Source organism: Psychrobacillus sp. PGGUH221, from assembly GCF_042055255.1.
Classification (GTDB): domain Bacteria; phylum Bacillota; class Bacilli; order Bacillales_A; family Planococcaceae; genus Psychrobacillus.
The window spans coordinates 653,405-669,923 of sequence record NZ_JAQMHQ010000001.1 but is presented as its reverse complement, the minus strand read 5'-3'; the positions used below and the strand labels follow the sequence as shown (position 1 = coordinate 669,923).

At 39.2% G+C, this 16,519-nt stretch carries 15 protein-coding genes; all 15 read left to right on the top strand.

Annotated elements, in window-relative coordinates:
* Complete coding sequence (locus PGC35_RS03065) at positions 1-822, top strand: cobyric acid synthase (protein ID WP_375218150.1); 822 nt, start codon at positions 1-3, stop codon at positions 820-822.
* A complete protein-coding gene (gene cobS / locus PGC35_RS03060) occupies positions 819-1,571 on the top strand; it encodes an adenosylcobinamide-GDP ribazoletransferase (protein WP_375218149.1) in 753 nt (250 codons plus the stop codon). The genes PGC35_RS03065 and cobS overlap by 4 nt, the downstream gene beginning before the upstream one ends.
* Positions 1,541-2,140, top strand: coding sequence for a histidine phosphatase family protein (locus PGC35_RS03055; protein ID WP_375218148.1), 600 nt, complete (start codon positions 1,541-1,543; stop codon positions 2,138-2,140). Before cobS ends, PGC35_RS03055 begins: the two co-directional genes overlap by 31 nt.
* Positions 2,092-2,472, top strand: coding sequence for a bifunctional adenosylcobinamide kinase/adenosylcobinamide-phosphate guanylyltransferase (locus PGC35_RS03050; RefSeq protein WP_375218147.1), 381 nt, complete (start codon positions 2,092-2,094; stop codon positions 2,470-2,472). Before PGC35_RS03055 ends, PGC35_RS03050 begins: the two co-directional genes overlap by 49 nt.
* Before the next feature lie 5 nt (positions 2,473-2,477).
* Positions 2,478-3,068 (top strand): cob(I)yrinic acid a,c-diamide adenosyltransferase, encoded by a 591-nt coding sequence (locus tag PGC35_RS03045; protein ID WP_375218146.1) that lies wholly within the window; start codon positions 2,478-2,480, stop codon positions 3,066-3,068.
* Between the two features lie 5 nt (positions 3,069-3,073).
* Positions 3,074-3,556: an ECF transporter S component gene (locus PGC35_RS03040; protein ID WP_375218145.1), complete on the top strand. Its 483-nt coding sequence runs from the start codon at positions 3,074-3,076 to the stop codon at positions 3,554-3,556.
* Positions 3,549-4,211: a hypothetical protein gene (locus PGC35_RS03035; protein WP_375218144.1), complete on the top strand. Its 663-nt coding sequence runs from the start codon at positions 3,549-3,551 to the stop codon at positions 4,209-4,211. The genes PGC35_RS03040 and PGC35_RS03035 overlap by 8 nt, the downstream gene beginning before the upstream one ends.
* Before the next feature lie 611 nt (positions 4,212-4,822).
* Positions 4,823-6,976: a (Fe-S)-binding protein gene (locus PGC35_RS03030; RefSeq protein ID WP_375218143.1), complete on the top strand. Its 2,154-nt coding sequence runs from the start codon at positions 4,823-4,825 to the stop codon at positions 6,974-6,976.
* A 238-nt stretch (positions 6,977-7,214) separates the two neighbouring features.
* Positions 7,215-8,423, top strand: a complete 1,209-nt coding sequence (locus tag PGC35_RS03025; protein WP_375218142.1) for an acetyl-CoA C-acetyltransferase — start codon at positions 7,215-7,217, stop codon at positions 8,421-8,423.
* Positions 8,420-9,271 carry a 3-hydroxybutyryl-CoA dehydrogenase gene (locus PGC35_RS03020; RefSeq protein ID WP_375218141.1) on the top strand — a complete coding sequence of 284 codons (852 nt, stop codon included), beginning with the start codon at positions 8,420-8,422 and terminating at the stop codon, positions 9,269-9,271. Before PGC35_RS03025 ends, PGC35_RS03020 begins: the two co-directional genes overlap by 4 nt.
* Positions 9,272-9,283: 12 nt before the next feature.
* Positions 9,284-10,420, top strand: a complete 1,137-nt coding sequence (locus tag PGC35_RS03015; protein WP_375218140.1) for an acyl-CoA dehydrogenase — start codon at positions 9,284-9,286, stop codon at positions 10,418-10,420.
* Between the two features lie 120 nt (positions 10,421-10,540).
* Positions 10,541-11,680 carry an acyl-CoA dehydrogenase gene (locus PGC35_RS03010; protein ID WP_275789255.1) on the top strand — a complete coding sequence of 380 codons (1,140 nt, stop codon included), beginning with the start codon at positions 10,541-10,543 and terminating at the stop codon, positions 11,678-11,680.
* 9 nt (positions 11,681-11,689) lie between these two features.
* The gene (locus tag PGC35_RS03005; protein ID WP_375218139.1) at positions 11,690-12,310 is read left to right on the top strand and encodes a TetR/AcrR family transcriptional regulator; all 621 of its coding nucleotides are present in this window, start codon (positions 11,690-11,692) and stop codon (positions 12,308-12,310) included.
* 60 nt (positions 12,311-12,370) lie between these two features.
* Entirely contained in the window at positions 12,371-15,628 is a 3,258-nt protein-coding gene (icmF, locus tag PGC35_RS03000) for a fused isobutyryl-CoA mutase/GTPase IcmF (RefSeq protein ID WP_375218138.1), read from the top strand.
* Between the two features lie 319 nt (positions 15,629-15,947).
* Complete coding sequence (rpoE, locus tag PGC35_RS02995; RefSeq protein WP_375218137.1) at positions 15,948-16,508, top strand: DNA-directed RNA polymerase subunit delta; 561 nt, start codon at positions 15,948-15,950, stop codon at positions 16,506-16,508.
* Positions 16,509-16,519 lie beyond the last annotated feature (11 nt).

Here is a 16,519-nt window from a genome sequence, read left to right as displayed (position 1 = left end):
GTGAAAGGACTAATGGTGCAAGGAACCGCTTCAAGTGTAGGAAAAAGCTTAGTATGTACAGCTATTTGCCGATTACTTGCGAACGAAGGGAAACAAGTGGCACCTTTTAAATCACAAAATATGTCCAGTTTAAGCATACAAACGAAAGATGCCCTTGAAATAAGCGTTTCGCAAGCATTACAAGCAAGAGCAGCTAAAACTTCTTATTTGCCTGAGATGAACCCAATATTATTAAAGCCAAATGGAAATATGGAAACAGACATTATCGTTTTAGGCGAAAAAGTAAATAAAATGAATGGAATGCTTTATCGTGAACAGTTTTTTGAAGAAGGACAAAAACTTATTAAAACAAGTTTAAAGAAGCTTTCAGATTCCTATGAGTACCTGATTTTGGAGGGTGCTGGAAGTCCTGTCGAAATGAATTTAAGAGATCGAGAATTAGTGAATATGCGCGTTGCTGACTTGGCAGACGTACCTGTACTATTAGTCGCTAATATTGAATATGGTGGAGTGTTTGCTTCCATCGTTGGCACCCTTGCATTGCTACCAGTATCGCAAAGAGCAAGAGTGAAAGGGATTATTATTAATAAGTTTCAAGGAGACATTACACTATTTCAAGATGGAATTGATTTTCTTGAAAATTATACTGGAGTAATGGTTTTAGGCACTGTTCCTTACTTTCCAAATGAATTGGAGGAAGAGGACGGGGTTGAAAAGAGTACGAACGCTGCTTCCGATGAACAAATAGAGGAATGGGCAGCACATTTTCGGAAGCATGTGAAATGGGAAAAAATAGTGGATATATTAGAGGTGGGCAAGTGAATAGTCTTTTATTGGCACTTCAGTTTTTCACAATCATTCCAGTTCATAAAAATTTACCGATGGAAGAGCGGCAAATCTCTGGAATGTATAGCATATTCCCGTGGATTGGTGCGAGTATAGGAGCAATTGCTTGTGTATTACTATCTTTCCAGTGGAGTCCATTAATGACAGGGTTCAGTATTGTTTTTGTTGGAATTCTATTGTCTGGGGGTCTCCATTTGGATGGTTTTATAGATACGTCGGATGCATTTTTTTCCTATAGAGATCGATTGAAAAGGTTTGAGATTCTCGATGATCCAAGGGTTGGAGCATTTGGAGTGATGGCAGTTGTCTTATTAATCGTCGGCAAAGTGATTATTGTTTCAGAAGTATTGGCAGCGGAATCGTTTCATTGGATTTTTGTATTGCTTCTCCCATTTTTCTCAAGAGCAACACTTGCAATGCTTTTTGGGTTAACGCGAAGCGCAAAAGAGAGTGGGCTTGCATATTTTTTTAAGCAGAAGATGAATGTGAAAGTTGTTATTCTAGCGACTATATGTAATACGTTTATTGGTCTTTTTCTAATTGGATGGATGTCGTCAAGTTGGTTTATTCCCGTTACATTTGCAGCGGTGTTGCTCTTCTTTATTTGCTTGTATCGCAATTGGTCACTTAAAAATTTTGGTGGTGTGACCGGCGATATTCTAGGGGCGAGTGTTGAAATTACGGAGGCGGTATTATGGCTGACGCTTTTACTATTACTCTCATAAGACATTTGCCAACGCAAGGAAACCTAGAGAAAAAGTATATCGGTTGGACGGATGAACCCATTTTAGCTGGAATGAAAACGAAGAAATTATCTCCAGAAATAAAACAAGTTATTGGCAGTGATCTGACACGCTGCAAACAAACAGCAGAACTGTTATTTAAAGAAATTCCTTATATGACGAATGAAAATCTCCGAGAATGCTCCTTTGGTGATTGGGAAGAAAAAACATATAATGAATTAAAAGACGATAAATTATATCAAGCATGGCTAGATAACCCTCGGCAAGCAGCACCTCCAAATGGAGAGTCACTTGAAAAGATGGAAGCGCGTGTGCTTCAAGGTTTATATGATGTTGTTAGTGAATATGAGAATCCAGTAATTATTACACATGGTGGTCCCATTCGTTTTTTATTAACAAAGTTTGGGAGTGTGGAAAAGAGCTTCTGGGAGTGGAAAGTGCTGCATGGTTGCAGCTATAAAATGCATTGGAATGAAAAGAAAGATGTACTGGAGGGAATGCGGTGCACGTCATTTTCGGTGGAGCATTTAATGGAAAAAGAGCATATGTAGAGCAACTACTAGAAGATAAAGAAGCACAGTGGTTGGATGCTACAGAGGAATTTCCGATTGTATCTTCAAAAGCTGAAGTTGTAATTGTTTTTGGAGTAGAAAATGTATTAGAAGACAAATTGAATAAGTTATTTGAGCATATGGAGCAATGGGATCAAAATTTTGAGGTAATTGTTATTGCGACTGAAATTGGGCGAGGCATCGTCCCGATGGAAGCGAGCATGCGTAAACTGCGAGATGACATCGGAAGATTTTATCAGCAGCTTTTTACAAAGGCAGAACGTGTCACAAGAATTTGGTATGGCATTTCACAAACGATAAAAGGGAGATGATGGAGTTGAAAATTTATACAAAAACAGGTGACAAAGGGCAAACAGGATTAATCGGAGGAAGAACAGATAAAGATGATATTCGAGTGGAAACATATGGGACAATTGATGAAGTAAATTCCTTTATCGGAAAAGCAGTGACAGAGTTGGATTCTACTATTTTTGCTGATATTTTAGAAGACTTAGAAACGATTCAACACGAATTATTCGATTGCGGTGGTGACTTGGCGAACGTATCAAACCGTCGAGTGTATAAAATGACGGATGCCCCAATAGAGGCAATGGAAAAACGTATTGATGTGCTAGTAGAGGAAGGCCCGGTATTAGAGCGCTTCATTTTACCAGGAGGAACTCCTGCAGCAGCAACGCTTCATATTGCGCGTACTATTACGAGACGAGCTGAGCGCCAAATGGTGACACTAATGAAAACGGAAGATGACGTTCCTGCAGTTGTACAACGTTATTTGAATCGTTTATCCGATTATTTATTTGCAGCAGCTAGGGTTGCAAATGCTAGAGAAAATGTGTCTGATGTTGAATATGTGCGTAGTGCAAAAGTATTCAAAAATGTAGGAAGCGTGAAAAAAGAGGAGGCGTAAGAGCGATGAAACTTCGTTTACTTACACTTGCAGCAATGTTTGCAGCCCTATCTACAATAGGTGCATTCGTGAAAATTCCAGTTGGAATTGGAAGTGCCGCACTCGATACGGTTCCTGCATTAGTGTCAGCGGCTTTTCTGCCTCCCGTTTATGCAGGAGCAGCGTCACTCGTGGGACATTTATCTTCGTCGTTGTACGTAGGATTTCCACTTGGACCGTTGCATATAATCATTGCAGTAGAAATGTTTCTTATTTTATTCGTATTTACGAAGTTACATCAAACCGGCCATTATTTCATGAAATGGGTATTTTTCATCGTTGCCAATAGTTTGCTAGCAACACTTCCATTTTACTGGATCATTTCTCCTGCATTTTTTGCTGGAGCGTTACCTGGAATTACGATTGCAACTATATTAAATGCAGGAATCGCAATGATTGTCTCTCCAGTAGTTGAGCGAGTAATGGAGAGAGTGAGAATGCATGCGTAACGCGGTTTTATTGCCAAATGGGCTAGTTTTGACAACTGATAATTCTGCGGGAATCGGAGAAAAAGTGGACGATATTGTTCGAGTGGAAGACGAAATCGTTGCATATTTTGCTACAAGGGTTGCTTTGTTGGAGCAGTGGTCTGCAGATGCACATCCAATCTCCGTTATCGTACACAACTTTACTGGCAATAAAAGCTGGGATAAATATGTTGCAGGAATAGAAAAAGCGTTTCAAGAAATAGAGTGGCCCTGCCCAACAATTACCGGAAGTACGGAATCCAATATGGAGACAATGCAATCTGCGATGGCTGTTACGATGATTGGCGAAAAGCGATGGGCCAGTGAATCAGAAATTACATGGTTTGTGTACGGGAAACCATGTGTCGGGCAAGAGGTAGTGGATTATGCAGATAAAATTGCTGATTTAAAAAAGATATGGAATGCGATGGAAAGAGGGTTTGTCAAACGAGTTTGGCCGGTCGGTTCTAATGGAATTGCCGGCGAATGCATGCGACTTGGTTTGCGCGGTGAAATAACAGGGTGGGACATAATAAAATCGGCTGGCCCGGCTACTTCTGTATTACTAGGAGTTCCAAGCGAACAAATAAAAGATGCGAAAAATCATTTTGAAAAATATTTTGAAGAGATTCGATGAAAAGAAGGGCTATCTCATACGGAGATAGCTTTTTATTTGGAGAAATGGTCTCGCTTGTGTAGGAATTGGTTGCGGATTGGTGTAAATTGGTCTCGTTGGACAATCAATTGGTTGCTGTTAGGGAGCAATTGGTCTCGAAGTGCCGTATAGATACTTTTAACGGAAAATAATTCCAGAAGGAATATAAGGTCAGTAGTAATTAACTCTTATCACATCAACATAACTCTTTATTACGAGAAATGGTCTCGCTTGTGTAGGAATTGGTTGCGGATTGTTGTAAATTGGTCTCGTTGAGTTATCAATTGGTTGCTGTTAGGGAGCAATTGGTCTCGAAGTGACGTATAATACCAATTAATTGAAAATAATCCCAGGCAAGTTTACATATTCTGAAACATATATTGTACAAGTAGTGTCTTGTACAATTTTATTTGATCACCTAGCATTTCCGAACTACTAAAACAAATTTTCTACTAATTTCGCGCAATTTAGAATAAATAAGTGTTGACTGAATGCTCATTCAGTTTTAATATTAAATTAATTCTTTATAAATCTATTAACCTAATGGTATTCTATCCATGATATCATTTTACATCTTAGAGGGGGAGAATAAGATGAGTCCATTATTAATCGCAAACTGGTTACTGTTCATCGCAGTCACTTTGTATGCAATTGGTTTATTCGTATATCTACTTAGAACGAGGTATGCATATATCAAACTGGGGAAAAAAGTCGAATTTGAAGACAATGTGAAGGAAAGACTTCGCAAAATTTGGGTGTATGTGTTTGGGCAAAAGAAGCTTTTAAAGGATAAGAAAAGTGGAACGATTCACGTTATGTTCTTTTATGGTTTCTTACTTGTTCAGTTTGGAGCAATTGATTTTATTTGGAAAGGGTTAGCGCCAGATTCACATTTACCATTAGGTCCATTGTATCCAGCGTTTACGTTCTTCCAAGAAATTGTGACATTTGTTATTTTAATAGCTGTCTTGTGGGCATTTTACAGACGCTATATTGAAAAATTAGTACGTTTAAAACGCGGTTGGAAAAATGGACTAGTTCTGATTTTCATCGGCGGGTTAATGGTTTCTGTTTTAGTAGGTAATGGTATGGGAATGATTTGGCATGGTCATGAGGCTGTATGGTCAGAGCCAATTGCATCTTCTATTGCAATCCTTTTTGGATTTGTTCCACCGACAGCTGCAGCAGTAGTTTTCTATGCAATGTGGTGGGTACATCTTTTATTCCTATTAACATTCTTAGTATATGTACCGCAATCAAAGCATTTCCACTTGATTACTGGTCCGGCAAACGTGTACTTCCACCGATTAGACAATGTTGGAAAGCTACGTCCAATAAATTTTGAAGAGGAAGAAGACGAAGAAGCAAATGAAGATGAAATGCCTTCATTCGGAGTAGGTCGCATTCAAGATTTTACTCAAGCACAGATGATTGATTTCTACGCATGTGTAGAATGTGGTCGTTGTACAAATATGTGTCCAGCAACGGGAACAGGTAAAATGCTTTCTCCAATGGACTTGATCGTGAAGCTTCGTGATCACTTAACATTAACTGGTGCAGTAGAAACGAAGAAAAAACCTTGGGTACCTACACTTGCGTTCCAAGGAACAAAAGGTAATCAACTTGCGATGGCTGCTGGGGCAGAAGGAGCAGTAATCGAAGACATTTATAGCCCATCCCTAATTGGAGATGTTATTACAGAAGAGGAAATTTGGGCATGTACAACTTGCCGTAACTGTGAAGATCAATGTCCTGTAATGAATGAGCATGTCGATAAGATTATCGATCTTCGCCGTTATTTAGTAATGACAGAAGGAAAAATGGACGCAGATGCACAACGCGCGATGACAAATATCGAGCGTCAAGGTAATCCATGGGGATTAAATCGTAAAGAAAAAGAAAACTGGAGAGATGCACGTCCAGATATTCATATTCCAACAGTGAAAGAAGTTTCAAAAGCTGGAGAAGAATTTGAGTACTTATTCTGGGTTGGCTCAATGGGATCCTTCGATAACCGTTCACAAAAAATCGCTTTATCGTTTGCACACTTGATGAACGAGGCTGGAGTGAAATTTGCGATTCTTGGTAATAAAGAAAAGAACTCTGGAGACACACCACGTCGCCTAGGGAACGAGTTTTTATTCCAAGAGCTAGCATCGAACAATATTTCAGAATTTGAAAAAGCTGGGGTAACTAAAATAGTAACAATTGACCCACATGCATATAATATCTTTAAAAATGAATATAGTGATTTTGGATGGAATGGAGAAGTTCTTCACCACACAGAAATGCTATATGATTTAGTTCAAGCTGGTCGCTTGAAACCACAATACGCAGTAGAAGAAACAATTACATTCCATGATTCTTGTTATTTAGGGCGATACAATGATGTCTATGACGCACCTCGTGAAGTGTTAAAAGCAATCCCAGGAGTGAAATTAGTTGAAATGGATCGTAACCGTGAAAAAGGAATGTGCTGTGGAGCAGGTGGCGGATTGATGTGGATGGAAGAGCATGTTGGAAACAGAGTCAACGTTGCTCGAACAGAACAGGCTTTAGAAGTAAATCCAACGATTATTTCTTCTGGATGTCCTTATTGCTTAACAATGCTCTCAGATGGCACGAAAGCGAAGGAAGTCGAAGAAACAGTTGGAACATACGATATCGCCGAGCTTCTAGAAAAATCTATTTTCGGAGAAATTATGCCATCAGCGGAAGATGAAGAAGTAGCACCAACTGTTCAATAATATTCCCGCTCAATTTAGCAAGTGAGCGTACTGGCACTTCTATTCGCTTCTGTCTCGAGCGGATCGAACAAGACATATTTATATTGCAAATATTTTTATAGTTTCGTAAACTAGAATTAATAGTAAGGGAGTATTTTTACTCCCTTTTTTCTAACATTTCATGTCGAGCGAGCGTTCAGTCAATTAAATTTTTTTATTTTATTTGAAAGCGATTTCATTAAAGTGAGGGGTGGCTATTTTGGTAAAGACAGTTATTTTAGATGGAGCACGTACAGCTTTTGGAAAGTTTGGGGGAGCACTGAGTAGTTTAACGGCTTCTGATTTAGGTGGAGTAGCTATTAAAGAGGCACTAACTCGTGCTGGTATAGAGGCAGATCAAGTGGATGAAGTCATAATGGGGTCTGTATTACAAGCAGGTCAAGGTCAAATTCCTTCGCGACAAGCGGCAACAAAAGCAGGTATTCCTTGGTCTGTTAAAACAGAAACGATTAATAAAGTTTGTGCTTCTGGAATGCGTAGTGTCACGCTTGCGGATCAATTAATTCGTGTAGGTGATGAAGAAATCATCGTGGCAGGTGGAATGGAATCCATGTCTAATGCTCCTTATTATTTACCAAAAGGGAGATTTGGCCTTCGTATGGGGGATGGCCAAATAGTAGATGGAATGGTTTATGACGGACTTTCTTGTTCATTCCATCCAAAAAATGTACACATGGGAACGTACGGAAACTCTACAGCAGAATCTTTTGAATTATCACGTGAGAAGCAAGATGAATGGTCATTTAGAAGTCATGACCGTGCTTTAAAAGCAATCGATAATGGCATTTTAGCAGAGGAAATTGTTTCAGTAGAAATACCTCAACGAAAGGGAGAACCAATCGTTGTTGAGAAGGACGAAGCACCTCGACGTGATACATCTTTAGAGTCACTAGCTAAGCTAAAGCCAGCATTTGGTAGCGAGGGAACGATAACAGCAGGAAATGCACCTGGAGTAAATGACGGGGCATGTGCAATCGTTTTGACAAATGAACAAAAAGCAAAAGAGCTTGGAAAAGAGCCACTTGCATACGTTTTAGGTCATGCAGAGGTAGCGATTGAACCAGAAAACTTCCCACAAACACCTGGTATCGTGATTAATAAATTGTTAGATAAAACAGGGAAAAATCTTGCAGATATCGATCTATTTGAAATAAATGAAGCTTTTGCTGCTGTAGCATTAGTAAGCAGTGAAATAGCTGGTCTAGATGAAGAAAAAGTAAACGTGAACGGTGGAGCTGTGGCACTTGGACATCCGATTGGAGCATCCGGAGCCCGTATTATTCTTACACTTGCATATGAATTAAAACGCCGTGGTGGCGGGATTGGGATTGCGGCTATTTGTTCCGGTGGTGGTCAAGGCGACGCTATTATGATTGAAGTTCCAAAAACAGGGGGTAAAGAAGCATGACAATCCAAAAAGTAATGGTAATAGGGGCAGGGCAAATGGGATCAGGGATTGCTCAAGTTTGTGCACAAGCAGGTTTTGAAGTAAAGCTTAATGACCGTGAGGAACAATTTTACAATCGTGGAATCCAAACGATTACCAAAAACTTGTCACGTAATGTAGAAAAAGGACGAATGACAGAAGAGGAAAAACAAGCAGTACTAAGTAACATTACAAAATCCCTTTCCATTGAGGATGCTAACGATGTGGATATCGTTATCGAAGCAGCTGTTGAAAACATGGAAATCAAGCAATCTATTTTTAAGCAATTAGATGAAATCACACCAAAGCATACGATTCTAGCAACAAATACATCCTCTCTACCAATTACAGAAATTGCAGCAGTAACGAATCGCCCCGAGCAAGTAATAGGTATGCATTTTATGAATCCAGTTCCAGTGATGAAACTAGTGGAAATTATTCGTGGTTTAGCAACTTCTGATGAAGTGTATGCAGCGATTGAAGATATGACAAAAAAACTTGGAAAAGTACCTGTTGAAGTAAATGATTTTCCAGGTTTCGTTTCCAACCGTATTCTAATGCCGATGATCAATGAAGCTATTTACACACTATATGAGGGTGTCGCTTCAAAAGAAGCAATCGATGATGTGATGAAAATGGGAATGAACCATCCAATGGGACCACTACAACTTGCAGATTTTATTGGCTTAGATACATGCTTATACATTATGGAAATCTTGCACGAAGGCTTTGGAGATAGTAAGTATCGTCCATGTCCACTACTTAGAAAATACGTCAAAGCAGGTTGGTTAGGGAAGAAGTCAGGCCGTGGTTTCTACATATACGAGTAAGGAGCGTGAATCATGGAATTAACATTCACAGAAGAACAACTTATGATGCGCAATATGGTTCGAGACTTTGCAAAAACGGAAATCGAGCCTTTTATTGAACGAATGGAGCAAGGAGAGTTCCCCCGTGAAATTATAAAAAAAATGGGTGAGCTTGGCTTGATGGGAATCACGGTTCCTGAAAAATACGGCGGTTCTGAAATGGATTTTACGAGCTATGTTATAGCGATCAACGAGCTTTCAAAGGTAAGTGCTGTTATAGGTGTGATTCTCTCCGTTCATACATCCGTAGGAACAAGTCCGATACTCTATTTTGGAAATGAAGAGCAAAAGAATAAATACGTACCAAAGCTTGCTTCTGGAGAATCCCTTGGAGCATTTTGTTTAACAGAACCTTCAGCTGGATCGGATGCTGGTGCATTAAAAACAAAAGCAGTGTTGAAGGGCGACCACTATGTTTTGAATGGTTCTAAGGTTTTTATCACAAATGGTGGAGAAGCAGATATTAACATCGTGTTTGCTTCAACAGATACATCCAAAGGGTCAAAAGGCATTACTGCATTCATCGTAGAAAAGGATACACCAGGGTTTATTGTTGGGAAAGATGAAGAGAAAATGGGCTTGCATGGCTCAAGAACAGTCCAACTCACATTTGAAGATATGAAAATACCAGTAGAAAATAGACTGGGTGAAGAGGGAGAAGGTTTTAAAATCGCTATGGCTAATTTAAATACTGGACGTATCGGAATTGCTACTCAAGCATTAGGCATTGCGGAAGCAGCACTGGAGGCGGCAGTAGGATATGCGAAAGAGCGTGTACAATTTGGTAAACCGATCGCAGCAAATCAAGGTGTTGGCTTTAAGCTTGCTGATATGGCGACAGCAGTAGAGGCAGCAAGACTTCTTGTTTACCGAGCAGCAAGTCTTCGCGAACAAGGTCTTCCTTGCGGAAAAGAAGCATCAATGGCTAAATTATTCGCATCCAAAACAGCGGTTGACGTTGCAATAGAGGCAGTTCAAGTATTCGGCGGATATGGCTATACAGAAGACTACCCGGTAGAACGTTATTTCCGTGACGCAAAAATTACGGAAATCTACGAAGGAACTAGTGAAATTCAACGAATCGTAATTGGGAAGCATGTGATTAATTAATTTTTTCCTAAAAGTGGAGAGGGGCGACCAAACCTTTCTTATTAGCAACAACTAATTCTACATCGAGAACGACTAAATTGAAGCTGAATATAAAAATATACCTAAAAAGGCGGGAAAACAATGAATTTTCAACTATCCGAAGAGCATGAAATGATTCGTAAAATGGTGCGTGACTTTGCAGAAAACGAAGTAGCACCAACTGCTGCAGAGCGCGACGAGGAAGAACGCTTTGATCGTGAAATTTTCGATAAGATGGCTGAGCTAGGCTTAACGGGTATTCCTTGGCCAGAAGAATACGGCGGAATTGGTTCTGATTACCTTGCATACTGCATCGCCGTAGAAGAGTTATCCCGAGTTTGTGCATCAACAGGAGTAACCCTTTCTGCACACACCTCTCTTGCAGGATGGCCGATTTTCAAATATGGCAATGAAGAACAAAAACAAAAATATCTTCGTCCAATGGCAGAAGGTACAAAAATTGGTGGATACGGTTTAACAGAGGCAGGTTCAGGATCTGACGCTGGTGGGATGAAAACAACAGCTAAATTAGATGGCGATCATTATGTATTGAATGGATCTAAAATCTTTATTACGAATGGTGGTATCGCAGACATCTATGTCGTTTTTGCGGTTACTGATCCAACGTCCAAACATAAAGGCACAAGCGCATTTATTGTAGAAGCTGATTTCGAAGGATTCTCTGTTGGGAAAAAAGAAAAGAAACTAGGAATTCGTTCTTCTCCTACAACAGAAATTATTTTTGATAATTGCCGAGTACCAAAAGAAAATCTTCTTGGTGAAGAAGGTGAAGGTTTCATTATCGCGATGAAAACATTGGATGGTGGACGTAATGGTATTGCTGCGCAAGCAGTGGGGATTTCGCAAGGAGCACTTGATGCAGCAGTAGGTTATGCAAAGGAACGTGTTCAATTCGGAAAGCCAATTGTTGCAAATCAAGGTGTATCATTCAAGCTTGCTGATATGGCAACTGCAACAGAGGCATCACGTCTGCTTACGTATCAAGCAGCTTGGTTAGAATCCAACGGACTTCCTTATGGGAAAGAATCTGCTATGGCAAAATTGATGGCTGGAGATACAGCCATGAAAGTAACAACAGAGGCAGTGCAAGTATTTGGGGGATATGGATATACAAAAGATTACCCGGTTGAACGCTTTATGCGAGATGCAAAAATTACACAAATATACGAGGGCACACAAGAAATTCAACGCCTTGTTATTTCTCGTATGCTAACAAAGTAATCGATGCCTATGGAAAAAAAGCATGAAGTAAAGACTTCGGTGAAAGATGAAAACCTCATTGAAAAAAGACGTCACCAAATGATTCGTGCAGCTGTTACTTTATTCAAAGAGAAAGGCTTTCACCGAGCAACAACGCGAGAAATTGCAAAGGAAGCCGGGTTTAGTATAGGTACCCTGTATGAATACATTCGCACAAAGGAAGATGTCCTCTATTTAGTATGCGATAGTATATACAATGAAGTACATGACAAGCTCTCGCAAATAACGTTGGAGAATGGTACGATAGACGACCTCAAAAATGCTATCCGTCATTATTATGGGGTAATTAATGACATGCAAGATGAGTTCGTTGTCATGTATCAAGAATCCAAATCCTTGCCAAAAAACGCACTAGATTACGTATTAAAGAAAGAATTAGAAATGGTTGATATTTTCCATAAAATTCTTAATGGTTGTATACAAACTGGGGAACTGAAATTGACAGATGCCCAAGCAAAACTTTACGCGCATACCCTTGTAGTCCAAGGTCAAATGTGGGCATTTAGAAGATGGGCATTGCGTAAGGAATTTACAATTGAACAATTTACGGAACTACAAATAGAATTTGTACTAAATGGGATGAGGAAATAAGAAAAGCGCAAGTGCCTAGAGTCTAGACATTAAGACTAATTCAAACAAAGGGGGAACGACATGTCTACTGTAGAAGTATACCGTCCAAAAAATCATGTCCGTTTTGTATCAGCATCGAGTCTATTTGATGGACATGATGCGTCGATTAATATTATGCGACGTATTTTACAAGCTAGCGGAGCGGAAGTAATCCACTTAGGTCACAACCGTTCGGTAGAAGAAGTGGTGAATGCTGCGATTCAAGAGGATGTTCAAGGGATTGCCATATCTTCCTATCAAGGAGGACATGTTGAGTATTTTAAATATATGAAGGATTTACTCGTAGAACGTGGTGCGCCTCATATTCGTATATTTGGCGGTGGCGGCGGAGTAATCATTCCGAAAGAAATAAAAGAACTGCAAGAATACGGTATATCAGGTATTTTTTCTCCAGAGGATGGCCGTAAACTTGGCCTTCAAGGTATGATCAATCAAATGCTTATGGAATGTGATGTTCCGACGAAAGCTTCAGGAGCAAAAGACGAGATTTCCGAAGTATCTACGGAGAAACCGGAAGTGCTAGCTCATTTGATTACATTAGCAGAGGAAGCACATCAAACAAATGATGCTGAAGCAAAAGAAATGCTAGAACAAGCGAAAGCTTTATCAAAAGGTACACCAGTGTTAGGTATCACGGGTACTGGTGGGGCAGGGAAAAGTTCATTAACAGACGAATTAATTCGCCGATTCCTACACGAATTACCGGATAAAAAGATTGCCGTTCTATCCATTGACCCGACGAAACAAAAGACTGGTGGGGCACTGCTAGGTGACCGTATCCGAATGAATGCTATTTTCAATAAACGTGTATTTATGCGTAGTTTGGCAACACGTGGATCTCGTACAGAATTATCTGGTGCGATTGCAGATGTCCTTGATGTTGTTAAAGTAGCGGGCTTTGATTTAATAATTGTAGAAACAAGTGGTATCGGGCAAGGTGATGCAGAAATCACTAATGTATCAGACGTTTCTATGTATGTAATGACAAGTGAATTTGGTGCACCATCTCAATTAGAAAAGATTGATATGATCGATTACGCAGATTTGATTGTTATCAATAAATTCGAACGAAAAGGTTCAGAAGATGCACTTCGTCAAGTACAAAAACAGTATCAACGCAGCCGTGAATTATGGCATGATGATTTAGATACTATGCCAGTTTATGGAACGATTGCTAGCCAATTTAATGATAAAGGCACCAATTCTTTATTTGCAGCTTTAGTTGCTGTAATGAATGAAAAAACTGGCACCAACTGGGAGACAACCTACGAGCAATTTGTGAAAACTCAAAAGCAAAACGTAATAATTCCAAATGATCGTCGCTATTATTTACGTGAAATCACAGATACTGTTCGTGGATATCATAAAAAATCCGAGGAACAAGTAGCTTTTGCAAGAAGATTGTTCCAATTAGAAGGTGCAATAGAAGCAGTAAAAGAAAGAGCGGCAGATGATGCATTAATTCACTCACTAGAATCATTAGCTAACGGAGTACGAGACGAACTTACTGCTGAATCAAAACGTATACTGGAGAACTGGGCAGCTCTAAAAGAAGCATATGCTGGAGATGAATTCGTAACTAAAATCCGTGATAAGGAAATTCGCACGATTCTTCGTACAGAAAGCTTATCAGGGCTGAAAATACCAAAAGTTGTACTTCCAAAATTCGTTGATTATGGTGAAATTTTAAGATGGGTTTACAAAGAAAATGTACCTGGCTCATTCCCATATACAGCTGGAGTTTTCCCATTCAAAAGAGAAGGGGAAGATCCAAAGAGACAATTTGCAGGAGAGGGAACACCAGAACGTACGAACCGTCGCTTTCATTATTTATCTAAAGATGACGATGCAAAACGTCTTTCAACTGCATTTGACTCGGTAACATTGTATGGTGAAGATCCAGATCATCGACCTGATATTTATGGGAAAGTCGGCGAATCTGGCGTAAGCATTTGTACGTTAGAGGATATGAAAAAGCTATATGACGGGTTTGATTTATGTGCACCATCAACATCCGTTTCAATGACAATCAATGGTCCTGCACCAATCATTTTGGCAATGTTTATGAATACAGCAATTGATCAGCAAGTTCGCCTTCGCGAGGAGGAGCTTGGACGTACTCTAACTGTGGAAGAATTTACACAAGTAAAGGCTGCGACACTCCAAGTAGTTCGTGGTACTGTTCAGGCAGATATATTAAAAGAAGACCAAGGTCAAAACACATGTATTTTCTCTACTGAATTTGCTTTACGTATGATGGGGGATATTCAACAATACTTTATTGACCATAAGGTTCGTAACTACTATTCCGTTTCTATTTCTGGATACCATATTGCAGAAGCTGGAGCGAATCCAATTTCTCAGCTGGCATTCACATTATCAAATGGCTTTACTTATGTGGAGTACTATTTGAGTCGTGGTATGAATATAGATGATTTTGCACCAAACTTATCTTTCTTCTTCTCAAATGGGTTGGATCCAGAGTACACAGTTATCGGACGTGTTGCCCGTCGTATTTGGGCAGTTGTGATGCGTGATAAATACGGTGCAAATGACCGTAGTCAAAAGTTAAAATATCACGTCCAAACATCTGGTAGAAGTCTACATGCGCAAGAAATTGACTTTAATGATATTCGAACAACTTTACAGGCGTTGATGGCACTTCAGGATAACTGTAACTCTCTTCATACAAATGCTTATGATGAAGCGATAACAACACCAACTGAGGAATCTGTTCGTCGTGCTATGGCAATTCAAATGATCATTACAAAAGAACACGGATTATCAAAAAATGAAAATCCATTACAAGGTGCATTTATTGTAGAAGAACTAACAGACCTAGTAGAAGAAGCAGTTCTTTCTGAATTTGATCGTATAAATGACCGCGGTGGTGTTCTTGGAGCAATGGAAACACAATACCAACGTGGAAAAATTCAAGAAGAATCTATGTACTATGAAATGAAAAAACACACGGGCGAACTTCCGATCATCGGTGTGAACACATACTTAAATCCGAATCCTGCTTCTGAAGAGGATATCGATAATATGGAACTAGCACGTGCAACAAAGGAAGAAAAAGAAACTCAAATAACGAACCTTCGAAGCTTTCAAAAGAAAAATGAGTTAGAAGCTGCTGAAGCTCTTAATCGTCTAAAGCAAGTAGCAATGACTGGAGGAAACATCTTCGAGGAGCTTATGACAACTGTCCAAAAAGCAAGTCTTGGGCAAATAACGAACGCTCTTTACGAGGTGGGTGGCCAGTATCGAAGAAACATGTAAAAAAAATTAGTGTTCCGATCATATATCGGAACACTTTTTTCCTTTTATTTTGTATAATGGAACTATTAAGTAGTGAGGGAGATATGGAATGAAAACCCCAATACACATAATGATCATTATAATATTCCTATTACTAACCATTCTCCTTTATAATAAACAACTGGGAGCTATTCCATTACTATTACTTTCGTTTTATTTATTCACCTTAGCTTTTAATAAATTATTCCTTTTCAAAAAGAATAAATGAATGTAGCATATAACATACTTGTTTGTATATAATGGGAAGTATGCAAACGGACATAGAAAGGACGTGCACGATTTGAATTTTCGTGAAATGACAACAGCACAATTACAAGAAGAATCGTTAATAGATTTAGGATTTGCGATTTTAGAAGATAAGAAAAACTCTTTAACTTTATCTGAACTTTTTAGTGAAATTCAAAAACTGAATAGTTTAACAGATGAAGAAATGGCAGCTCGCAAACCTCAATTTTATACAGATATGAATATTGATGGACGCTTTTTAGCTACTGCAGAAAATCAATGGGGACTAAGAGAATGGTATCCTGTAGAACAAATTGAAGAAGAGACTGCTCCTACTGTTAAAGTCCGTAAAAAGAAAGCTAAAGTTTCAGACGATGACGATTTAGATCTTGAACTAGAAGAAGATGAAATTATCTTCGAAGAAGAATTCGATGAATTTATCGAAGACGATGATGAGGATGAAGACGAAGATGACGATGATCCAGTAATTGATTTCGTAGGAGAAATCGATGAAGTAATCGAAGAGGATTTAATCGACGAAGAAGAAGATGAATTTGATATCATCGATGACGAAGAGTTGGAAGATGAAGAAGAATTAGAAGACGAAGAAGAATAATTCTTGACTTC